10 protein-coding genes are annotated in these 8,159 nt (G+C 37.0%); 9 read left to right on the top strand and 1 reads right to left on the bottom strand.

Features of this window, described 5'->3' with window-relative positions:
* Nucleotides 1-78: 78 nt before the first annotated feature.
* Entirely contained in the window at nt 79-957 is an 879-nt protein-coding gene (locus RZN25_12890) for a YitT family protein (GenBank protein MEQ6377711.1), read from the bottom strand.
* A 158-nt stretch (nt 958-1,115) separates the two neighbouring features.
* Here RZN25_12890 and RZN25_12885 point away from each other — a divergent pair, with 158 nt between their 5' ends.
* Genes RZN25_12885 through RZN25_12845 form a run of 9 tightly spaced genes read left to right on the top strand, consistent with a single transcriptional unit; the run spans nt 1,116 to nt 8,112 of the window.
* Nucleotides 1,116-1,451, top strand: coding sequence for a nucleotide pyrophosphohydrolase (locus RZN25_12885; GenBank protein MEQ6377710.1), 336 nt, complete (start codon nt 1,116-1,118; stop codon nt 1,449-1,451).
* Nucleotides 1,452-1,454: 3 nt separating this feature from the next.
* On the top strand, nt 1,455-2,255 hold the full coding sequence (gene dapB / locus RZN25_12880; GenBank protein ID MEQ6377709.1) for a 4-hydroxy-tetrahydrodipicolinate reductase: 801 nt from the start codon (nt 1,455-1,457) through the stop codon (nt 2,253-2,255).
* A gap of 13 nt (nt 2,256-2,268) precedes the next feature.
* The gene (gene mgsA / locus RZN25_12875; protein MEQ6377708.1) at nt 2,269-2,679 is read left to right on the top strand and encodes a methylglyoxal synthase; all 411 of its coding nucleotides are present in this window, start codon (nt 2,269-2,271) and stop codon (nt 2,677-2,679) included.
* Nucleotides 2,680-2,697: 18 nt separating this feature from the next.
* The gene (gene bshA, locus RZN25_12870) at nt 2,698-3,864 is read left to right on the top strand and encodes an N-acetyl-alpha-D-glucosaminyl L-malate synthase BshA (GenBank protein MEQ6377707.1); all 1,167 of its coding nucleotides are present in this window, start codon (nt 2,698-2,700) and stop codon (nt 3,862-3,864) included.
* Nucleotides 3,848-5,050, top strand: a complete 1,203-nt coding sequence (locus tag RZN25_12865; GenBank protein MEQ6377706.1) for a CCA tRNA nucleotidyltransferase — start codon at nt 3,848-3,850, stop codon at nt 5,048-5,050. The genes bshA and RZN25_12865 overlap by 17 nt, the downstream gene beginning before the upstream one ends.
* Complete coding sequence (locus RZN25_12860; GenBank protein MEQ6377705.1) at nt 5,026-6,012, top strand: biotin--[acetyl-CoA-carboxylase] ligase; 987 nt, start codon at nt 5,026-5,028, stop codon at nt 6,010-6,012. The genes RZN25_12865 and RZN25_12860 overlap by 25 nt, the downstream gene beginning before the upstream one ends.
* Nucleotides 6,009-6,839, top strand: coding sequence for a 3-methyl-2-oxobutanoate hydroxymethyltransferase (gene panB, locus RZN25_12855; GenBank protein MEQ6377704.1), 831 nt, complete (start codon nt 6,009-6,011; stop codon nt 6,837-6,839). Before RZN25_12860 ends, panB begins: the two co-directional genes overlap by 4 nt.
* A 3-nt stretch (nt 6,840-6,842) precedes the next feature.
* Nucleotides 6,843-7,712 (top strand): pantoate--beta-alanine ligase, encoded by an 870-nt coding sequence (gene panC, locus RZN25_12850; protein ID MEQ6377703.1) that lies wholly within the window; start codon nt 6,843-6,845, stop codon nt 7,710-7,712.
* Nucleotides 7,713-7,728: 16 nt separating this feature from the next.
* Nucleotides 7,729-8,112 (top strand): aspartate 1-decarboxylase, encoded by a 384-nt coding sequence (locus tag RZN25_12845; protein MEQ6377702.1) that lies wholly within the window; start codon nt 7,729-7,731, stop codon nt 8,110-8,112.
* Nucleotides 8,113-8,159 lie beyond the last annotated feature (47 nt).

The raw sequence follows: 8,159 nt of genomic DNA, 5'->3' as shown, positions 1-8,159 counted from the left end.
GTCGGATAATCAACTAATGATTATCCTCCTACTCGATATACGCTTTCAAGAATTCCTTTAACGATAAGCCGAGTTTTTCTATTGTTCTCGTAATGGTTTTTTGTTTTCATCTAACGTAAATCCTTCCCCTAATACATCATGAACCGAGGTAACGGCAACAAACGCATGGGGGTCAATGGAGTTAATGATTCCTTTCAGTCTTACAATTTCATTCCTTCCTACTACACAATATAAAACATCTCGCTGAGTCCCAGTGTAGCTACCTCTTCCTGCTAGAACAGTGACCCCTCGATCCATTTCTTTCATGATTTTTCTAGAAATGAGGTCGCTTTTCTCAGATATGATCATAGCTCCTCTTGCTGAATAAGCACCTTCTTGTATGAAGTCGATGACCCTTGCCCCAATAAAAACTGCGACCAAGGTGTACATCCCTTGAACGTAACTCAAGTATAAAATAATCGAGGCTACAATGACTATAGCGTCAAATAGAAACATGGTTCTTCCCATACTCCAGCCTACATATTTGTGAACGAGTCTTGCTATGATGTCCACTCCACCGGTTGTACCACCCACACGAAAAATCAGCCCAAGACCAATTCCGACAAATACGCCTGCAAATAATGCTGCGAGAGTTAGATCATCCGTTAATGTGATATGTAAGGAATCATTTTGGAAGACCCATAAAAAAATCGAAACCGCAAAGGTTCCAATAACCGTATAGATAAATGTTGTTCGACCCAACATTTTCCATCCGATAAAAAATACAGGGATATTTAACAAAATGTTTGTAATTCCAGGATCCCAACCAAGCAAAAAGTAAAGTAGAAGGGTGATGCCCGAAAATCCCCCTTCTCCTAACTCATTCTCCATATTGAAATGGACCAAGCCAAAAGAAAAAATAGCTGATCCTAATAATATGACCAGTATATTTTTTATCTGTACTCCTTTAAAAAACAACTTTTAGCCCCCCTTTACTTTGTACCCCCTTCATTATAGACAATGGAAGGATAGAGAGCAATTGCCTTTACGGGAACAAAAAGTAAAAAAATTTGTCAAATCTTAGTTCTTTAGCTAACATGAAAGGATAAAGAGAAGTTATATAAGGTGGTTACAATATGGAACAACCAAGTTTAACAACAGAACAAATGCAAAAAAGAGTCGACCAATACATTTCTCAATTTAAGGAAGGATATTTTTCCCCTCTTTCCATGGTGGCTAGAATAACTGAGGAAGTAGGGGAATTGGCTAGGGAAGTCAATCATTTTTATGGGGAGAAACCTAAAAAGTCCACGGAAAAGGAGAAATCTATGGAGGAAGAATTAGGGGATACTCTCTTTGTACTGATATGTTTTGCTAATTCGTTGAATATTAGCCTAGAGGACGCCTTTACGAGAAGTATGGAAAAAATTGAAACAAGAGATAAAGATCGATGGACAAAGAAGGAGGAATAAAGCATGGATAAAATCAAAGTTATAGTTGCTGGGCCACGTGGAAAAATGGGATCAGAGGCTTTAAAAATGATACATAAAGAAGAACTTTTCGAACTTGTTGGTGTCATTGACCGAAGAAATGGTGGTAAGCTGGTAAAGGACATAGAAGGTCTTCCTCCATTTGATGCATTAATTTATGAAGATATTGAAGAAGGATTGCAAGTGACAAAGCCTGATGTCCTTATTGATTTAACTTCTCCAGAAGCGGGATATCGTCATACAAAAATTGCATTAGAAAATAATGTTCGCCCCGTCGTAGGTACTACTGGATTTACACAAGAACAGTTAGATGAGATCAGCGATTTAGCTTCCTCTAAGGAGCTTGGTGCAATTATTGCACCTAACTTTGCTATTGGAGCAGTTCTCATGATGCAATTCGCAAAATGGGCAGCTAAGTACTTTCCTGATGTAGAGATTATTGAGCAGCATCATGATCAAAAGCTAGATGCCCCATCTGGCACTGCCATTAAAACAGCTGAGCTTATTCAAGAGGTAAGGGATAAAAAAACTCAGGGACATATAAATGAAAAAGAAACGTTAATAGGGGCACGTGGTGCTGATGTAGAAGGAATGAAAATTCATAGTGTCCGTTTACCTGGTCTTGTTGCACATCAAGAAGTGATATTCGGTGGATTAGGTCAAACTTTAAAAATAAGACATGATTCATACGATCGTGCCTCTTTCATGACGGGTGTTAAGCTTTCTGTTGAAAAAGTAATGAAGCTAGATGTTCTAGTATATGGTTTAGAGTACTTATTAGATTAAGGGAGAGATAATCATGCATATTGCATTAATTGCACATGATAAAAAGAAAGATGAACTCATTCAATTTGTCATAGCCTACGAGTCCATCTTTGAAAAGCATAACCTGTACGCTACCGGCACAACAGGAAAGAGAATAATGGAAGAAACACAATTGAAAATTCATAGGTTTCAATCGGGCCCACTCGGGGGAGATCAACAAATAGGTGGCAAAATTGCTGATAATGAGATGGACATGGTTATATTTTTCAGAGACCCACTTACCGCTCAACCACATGAACCAGATGTTAGTGCTTTAATGCGTTTGTGTGATGTATACCAAATTCCACTTGCAACGAATATGGGGGCTGCAGAAATCATTATTCACGGGTTAGAACGAGGAGATTTAGATTGGAGAAAAGTTATTCGCGATAGAAAAAAAGAGTAAAGGGATTTGGTGAATGCAATGAAGTTAAAGATTGGGATTACTTGTTATCCTTCTGTAGGGGGGTCTGGTGTTATTGCAACAGAACTCGGAAAAATGTTAGCTGAGAAAGGACATGAAATACATTTTATAACTTCACACGTTCCTTTTAGGTTGCAAAAGGTTTATCCTAACATTTTTTTTCATGAGGTAGATGTCAGCCATTATCCTGTTTTTCAGTATCCTCCTTACGATTTAGCCTTGGCGAATAAAATGGCAGAAGTTATTGAGGAAGAACATTTAGATATCTTACATGCCCACTACGCAATGCCTCACGCGATATGTGCAATCTTAGCTAAGCAAATGGTTAAAAGAGATGTTAAAATCATTACTACTTTGCATGGAACTGACATAACGATACTTGGGACTGATCCCGGATTTAGCGGAATGATTGAGTTCGGTATAAATCAATCAGATCGAGTGACAGCTGTTTCACACTCCCTTGTTTCGCAAACGAAGGACTTTCTTTCAATCTCAAAAGATATAGAAGTCGTTTATAATTTTGTTGATGAAAGAGAATACCATAAAAAGGAAGAAGTTAAACAACTTAAAGGGCAGTTTGGAATATCTGATGATGAAAAAGTTGTCATACACGTATCAAATTTTAGAAAAGTTAAACGAGTACAGGATGTAGTTTATACTTTTTCAATGATTCAAGAAAAGATTCCTGCAAAGCTCTTCTTAGTAGGAGATGGGCCTGAATACTATTCGATTGTAAAGCTCATTAAAGAATTAAATCTTGAGGACAAAATCTTACTCTTAGGAAAACAAGAAAATATTTCTGAACTATTATCAATTTCTGATTTAAAACTACTATTATCCGAAAAAGAATCTTTCGGGTTAGTGTTATTAGAAGCAATGGCATGTGGTGTGCCATGTATAGGTACTAATATTGGTGGTATCCCAGAAGTAATTGTCGATGGGCAGACTGGTTTTATTTGTGAACCAGGAGATATAGAAGATATTGCAAAAAAATCATTAGACATACTAACAAGTCCTTCTTTGTGGAACACTTTTTCGGAAAATGGATTAGCTCGAGTCCAGAACTTTTTCAAATCTAAACATATCGTGGATCAATATGAGAGAATTTACCAAGAAGTATTAGCTACTGAAACATTAAAGGAAGAATGTTATGGATCAAGTCTTTAAATCGGCATTACCTATTTTACAAAAACTGAAAGAGGCAGGATTTGAATCCTATTTTGTTGGAGGAGCAGTAAGAGATTTATTACTAGATAAACCGATTTCTGATGTTGATATCGCTACTTCGGCATCTCCAGAGATAGTAACAAAATTGTTTGAGAATGTTGTCCCTATTGGAATTGAGCATGGGACAGTACTAGTTCTTCTTGAGGATAACAAATATGAAGTAACTACTTTTCGCATGGAAGGAAAATATGAAGATTATCGTCATCCATCAAGTGTCTTGTTTGTTCAGGATATTTCAAAAGACTTGGCCAGAAGAGATTTTACTATCAATGCAATGGCAATGGATGAAAATTCAAAAATAATAGATCCTTTTAATGGGCAAGGAGATTTACAAAAGGGTGTCATTAAAACTGTTGGGAATCCTATTGAACGTTTTGAAGAGGATCCTCTTAGGATGATGCGTGCTGTACGGTTTGTATCTCAATTAGGCTTTTCATTAGATGAGGAGGCGGCAAAAGCTATTCTAAAACTAAAACCTCTTTTAAATAACATTGCCGTAGAGAGAATTACTATGGAATTTGGAAAGCTGTTAATTCAGTCAAATGTAAAAAAAGGGATTGAACTGTTTGGTACACTAGGCTTGAATCAGGAACTGCCCTTGTTTCAGGATGATGAGCAAATTCTTCAAACACTTAAACGAAAAGGTACATATCCTTTTAAAGCTGGTGTTACTGAATTTATAGCTTTTATAGGTTATGAAATACCTAATGTCACACCTAACTTATGGATGAAAAAATGGAAGTTATCAAAAGAGGCGAAACAAATGGCACAAAACCAAATAAATAGGTTAAAACTATATGATTCAGGTCAGCCAATAGAACTTTGCATTTATGAGTTGAATCCTCAAGAGGTAGAAATTTTCGGAAATTTACTTTCTAGAATTAAATCATCGCCGCAAATGGAAAAGGTAAAGGTGGCATATCAAAATCTTCCGATAAAATCTAGAAAAGAATTATCCATAAATGGAAACGACCTTTTGAGTTTGTTTCCTACTCAATCTCCTGGTCCTTGGATAGAACAATTATTAAAGAAAATTGAAAGTCAAATTGTTCTTGGGAAAGTACCTAATCAAAAATCTGAAATAAAGGACTGGATTCGGAAATGGAAACTACACGAAAGCAGTTAATAGAGTTACTTTCCAAGGATCCAAATCAATTTTATTCTGGGCAAGAGCTTTCTGAAAAAATAGGGATTAGTCGTACAGCCATTTGGAAGCATATGAATGAGCTCAAAAGAGATGGATACGAAATAGAAGCTGTTTCACGAAAAGGATATAGAATTCAGAGATTTCCCAATAAGGTCAGTAGTAACACCTTACAATGGGGCTTGAAAACAGAATGGCTTGGACAGGAAATACATCATTTTGAGTCAGTGTCTTCTACTCAAAGTATTGCTCACACTATGGCTCAAGAGGGAGCGCCACATGGAACGGTAGTCATTGCAGACGAACAAACTTCAGGGCGCGGGAGGTTAAATCGGCCATGGCATTCCTCTTCAGAAAATGGGATCTGGATGAGTCTAGTTCTTCGTCCATCCATAGAGCCTTTTCGGGCACCGCAGTTAACGTTAATGACAGCTACCGTCCTAGTTGAAGTCATTAGAGAGTTTACTACCCTTGATCCAAGGATAAAATGGCCCAATGATATCATGATAAATGGAAAGAAAATTGCTGGTATCTTAACAGAATTGCAAGCAGAACAAGATCAGATTCAATATGTTATTTTAGGTATTGGAATCAATGTCAATCAAACAGATTTTCCAGAGGAAATAAAAGATATTGCATCTTCGCTTAAACAAGAGAGTGGCCAACCTTTGAGTAGGGTGTCTATCATCCAAAGTTTCTTTGGAAAATTTGAAGAAGCCTTTCAGACCTATATTGAATTCGGTTTTAAGCAATTTAAAAATAAATGGGAGCAATCAGGTTATCGTTTAGGTGAATTGGCCATTATTGAGAGCGGTAGAACTCAAATCGAAGGAAAACTGGTAGGAATTGATGAGAATGGAGGATTAGTAGTATTAGATGATCGATTGAAATTACGAACATTTTACTCTGCTCAAATTCGATGGGAAAAGGAGGAACAAAAATGAAGTCAAGAATCGATTTCAAAAAAATGAAAGAAAACAAGGAAAGAATCACCATGATAACAGCCTATGACTTTCCTTCTGCAAAGATGGCAGAAGAAGCTGAGGTGGATATGATCCTGGTTGGAGACTCCTTGGGAATGGTAGTCTTGGGATACGATTCCACAATTCCTGTAACCGTTGAAGATATGATCCACCACGGAAAAGCTGTCGTAAGAGGAGCACCTAACACATTTGTTGTGGTGGACATGCCATTCATGTCTTACCATATATCTATGGAACAAGCTCTAACGAACGGTATGAAGATCTATCAATCGACACAAGCACAATCATTAAAACTGGAGGGTGCTGGTGAAGTCTTACCGATCATCTCAAAACTAACTAATGCTGGGATACCAATTGTTGGACATATCGGTTTAACCCCTCAATCAGTTAATGTATTGGGTGGTTATCGAGTGCAAGGAAAGAGTAAGGAGCAAGCTAAACAATTAATTAATGATGCAAAATCTGTGGAAGAAGCAGGGGCTATTGCACTTGTATTGGAGTGTGTACCTAAGGAATTGTCTCAACTTATTCAAAATGAACTATCCATTCCAACCATAGGGATTGGAGCTGGTATTCATTGTGATGGACAAGTACTTGTCTATCATGACATATTAACATATGGGGTAAAAAGATTACCTAAATTTGTAAAACCTTATGTGGATGGAGGACAATTATTTTCTTCAGCCATTTCTACTTATGTAAACGAAGTGAAAAATGGTACGTTCCCTAGTGGAGAACATTCTTTTACCATGGACCCATCCAATTTGCCTAAGCACGGAGGAAAATAGTAAATGATTCAAATTAAAAACCCTAATGAATTACAACAATATATGAAAGAGAAAAAAAAACAGGGGAAAACAATTGGGTTTGTTCCGACTATGGGGTTTCTTCATGAAGGACATCAATCCTTGTTGAAGCGGGCAAGACTAGAAAATGATCTTGTTGTATTGAGTATCTTTGTTAATCCACTTCAGTTTGGACCAGAAGAAGATTTTGACCGATATCCAAGAGATGAAGAGGGCGATTTACAAATTTCCCAAAAAGAGCAGGTGGATATCGTTTATACCCCAAATATAGATGTTATGTATCCAAGACCACTGTCCATTTCTATGACAGTGAACAAAAGAACAAATGTATTATGTGGAAAAAGCCGACCCGGACATTTTGACGGGGTAGTCACTGTATTAGCTAAGCTTTTTCACTTGGTAATACCTGATAAAGTTTATTTTGGGATGAAAGACGCTCAACAAGTTGCGGTAGTAAAAGCTCTCCTTGATGATTATAATTTCCCCCTTGAACTAGTTGGAGTACCTACAGTAAGGGAAGCTGATGGGCTGGCCAAAAGCTCGCGGAATGTATATTTATCTCCATTGGAAAGAAAGGAAGCACCTTATTTATATCAATCCTTATTGAAAGCACAGGAAATGATTCAAAAAGGGGAACGTAATCGAAATTCTATTATTCAAAGGATTGTGGACTTTATCGAATCAAATACTCATGGTAAAATAGATTATGTTGATTTATTGACATATCCTGAGCTAGAAGCTTATAATTTTTCAGATGGCAATATGATTATTGCTATCGCTGTTCATTTTGAGAAAGCGCGTCTCATCGACAATATAATTCTCAATTCAGAGGGAGAACTAGTTACAGAGTTTTAATACAGGGGGATTAGACATGTTTCGCAACATGATGAATGCAAAGATCCATCGTGCACAGGTAACGGAAGCAAATCTAAATTATGTTGGAAGTGTTACGATTGATGAGTACATTCTTGAGCAGGTAGGCATTTTGCCCAATGAAAAGGTACAAATTGTGAATAATAATAATGGGGCAAGACTAGAAACATATGTTATTCCCGGTGAAAGACACAGTGGGGTCATTTGTTTAAATGGTGCTGCCGCAAGACTTGTTCAAAAAGGGGATATTGTCATTATTATATCCTATGCTTTAGTTTCTGATGAAGAATTAAAAACCCATCATCCGAAGGTAGCCATTATGGGTGAAAACAATCAAATTGAAAAATTGATTGAAAAAGAACCACCATTAACCGTTATGTAGCTCCCAATGAATATTGGGGGCTTTTTTAAAAGGAAGTATAAAATTTA

It is taken from the genome of Bacillaceae bacterium S4-13-56 (assembly GCA_040191315.1).
Classification (GTDB): Bacteria; Bacillota; Bacilli; order Bacillales; family JAWJLM01; genus JAWJLM01.
The sequence above is the reverse complement of the archived record's forward strand: the minus strand, read 5'-3'. Positions and strand labels throughout refer to the sequence as shown.

Coding starts and splice junctions, on each gene's coding strand:
- bshA (MEQ6377707.1), top strand. CDS start 2,698: ATGAAGTTAAAGATTGGGATTACTTGTTATCCTTCTGTAGGGGGGTCT.
- panC (MEQ6377703.1), top strand. CDS start 6,843: ATGATTCAAATTAAAAACCCTAATGAATTACAACAATATATGAAAGAG.
- dapB (MEQ6377709.1), top strand. CDS start 1,455: ATGGATAAAATCAAAGTTATAGTTGCTGGGCCACGTGGAAAAATGGGA.
- panB (MEQ6377704.1), top strand. CDS start 6,009: ATGAAGTCAAGAATCGATTTCAAAAAAATGAAAGAAAACAAGGAAAGA.
- RZN25_12865 (MEQ6377706.1), top strand. CDS start 3,848: ATGGATCAAGTCTTTAAATCGGCATTACCTATTTTACAAAAACTGAAA.
- mgsA (MEQ6377708.1), top strand. CDS start 2,269: ATGCATATTGCATTAATTGCACATGATAAAAAGAAAGATGAACTCATT.
- RZN25_12860 (MEQ6377705.1), top strand. CDS start 5,026: ATGGAAACTACACGAAAGCAGTTAATAGAGTTACTTTCCAAGGATCCA.
- RZN25_12845 (MEQ6377702.1), top strand. CDS start 7,729: ATGTTTCGCAACATGATGAATGCAAAGATCCATCGTGCACAGGTAACG.
- RZN25_12885 (MEQ6377710.1), top strand. CDS start 1,116: ATGGAACAACCAAGTTTAACAACAGAACAAATGCAAAAAAGAGTCGAC.